Annotated in this window: 2 protein-coding genes; both read right to left on the reverse strand. The window is 33.0% G+C overall.

The window, feature by feature from the left end:
• A partial coding sequence (locus KHQ28_RS27410; RefSeq protein ID WP_211777764.1) for a glycosyltransferase occupies window positions 1-566 on the reverse strand: 566 nt, incomplete at its 3' end.
• Between the two features lie 119 nt (window positions 567-685).
• The coding region (wcaJ, locus tag KHQ28_RS27415; protein ID WP_211777765.1) for an undecaprenyl-phosphate glucose phosphotransferase at window positions 686-2,058 on the reverse strand (1,373 nt) is incomplete at its 5' end.

Consider the following 2,058-nt stretch of genomic DNA (forward strand, 5'->3'; position numbering starts at 1 on the left):
ATCCACCAATCATGCATTTTTACATTATCAGGGATTGGCTCAAAACATTTTTTTGCACTAGAATTAAAAAGCATAGCACAACCGGGAATATGGTTATTAACAAAAAAATCCTGAGGTTTTTTACTTAATGAACTTTTACTAGAACTTGTAAAAAAAGAAGCGTGGATTTGATTTAACGAACCATCAACAATTTGCAAGTCGGAAAATACTAAAATAGGAATATTGGAATCCTTTCCCTCAAATTTTTGCAACATTTTCTCAAGCTTATCAGATACCCAATAATCATCCTGATCACAAAGGGCAATAAACTCTTCAGTACAATAGCTCAAAGTTCTTCTGAAATTTCTCATTGCTCCATTCCCACCGGAGGTTAAATGAATCTGTATTTTATTTTTTAAAAATAGATTGTGCCCTCTAATAATTTCTAACGTTTTATCTGATGAGCCATCATCACATATATGAATCATGAAATTACTATAAGTCTGTTTTTCAATAGAATTTAACATCTCATTTAAAAAAGATTCACCATTATAGGTGGCTAGAGCAATACCTACACTTATTGACATATAAATATCAACCTAATTAAAAGGATTTAGGAAAGAAAAAAATTAAATTAAAAATATGATCATAGCATGAAAAAAAAACAACAGCTACCTCATCACCTGAAGTAGCTTGTATAAAAAACTCAATAAGCAGACTTATGTACAAATCCTTTGAAGATTGTCAAGAATATAATTTTCAGATCAAACCAGATACTCCAGTTTCGTATATACTCCAAATCATATTCGATTCGCTTTTCCATTTTTTCTAAAGTATCCGTTTCACCACGCCATCCATTAATCTGCGCCCATCCAGTGATACCTGGTTTGACTTTATGACGTAACATATAGCCTTGAATAAGGCTTCGATACTGTTCATTATGAGCAACAGCATGCGGACGAGGGCCTACGATGGACATCTCACCACGCAATGCATTAATAAACTGGGGCAATTCATCAAGAGACGTACTACGTAAGAATTTACCAACTGGTGTAATTCTAGCATCTTTTTTTGTCGCTTGAACAACATCTCCACCATCTTCCATAACTGTCATGGTTCGAAATTTCCATACCTTTATCGGTTTACCATCAATCCCATACCTTTTTTGTTTAAATATAATAGGGCCGGATGAAGTCGCTTTTATAACAGCAGATATAATTAATAAAATAGGTGATATTAAAACAAGGATAGCAACTGAAAGGACAATATCTTCAAGCCTTTTAATAACCATATTGATACCATTTAAAGGAGTATCAAACAGAGGTACAACAGGAATTCCATTTATTTCCTCAGTACGAGACTGAAGGATATTAAAAGTGAAAATATCTGGGATCAATATCACCGAACAGGTTGTATCAGTAAGTTCGTTAATAAGTTTTTTTATCTTCACTTCCTCACTCATTGGCATAGATATATATATGCGGTCTATCCTCTTACTTTTAGCATCCTTTACAAGTTGGTCGAGATCACCCAAATAAGGGATTTCAGATGTTATGTTAGTTTTGTTATCATTATATACGCCCAACACCACAAGACCTAACCAAGGTTGCTCACAGAAGCCTTTCGCCAAATTTTGTCCAACAGGCAGATCTCCAGCAATTACAATATATCGTCTATTATATCCAATGTGACGAATTAAAGCCAAGAAACATCTTATTGCTGAGCGTGATAAAATGAATCCAATACAGACTATGGCATACCATTCAAATACATATTGAATACTGATCTCATTTATTTTGAAGAAAAAACCAACCCCTAAAGATAAGAATATACAAACAGACCAATTTTTAATAATTAGAAAAATCTCAAAAGAAAGCTTTGTTCCCCTCCAAGAACGATAAAAATCTGTCATTCCACCAATCATTTGAAAACAAACAAGTGTAATTAATATGATCAATATCTTATGATAATCAAAATCAAAACTATGGATTAGACAAACAAAATATAACCCCAAAAACACTACAATAATATCTGAAAACCGTTGAGCTATTGATATTAAAGATGCATTGGGACGTGTAC

Source organism: Klebsiella sp. 28 (genome assembly GCF_018223905.1).
Classification (GTDB): domain Bacteria; phylum Pseudomonadota; class Gammaproteobacteria; order Enterobacterales; family Enterobacteriaceae; genus Klebsiella; species Klebsiella pneumoniae.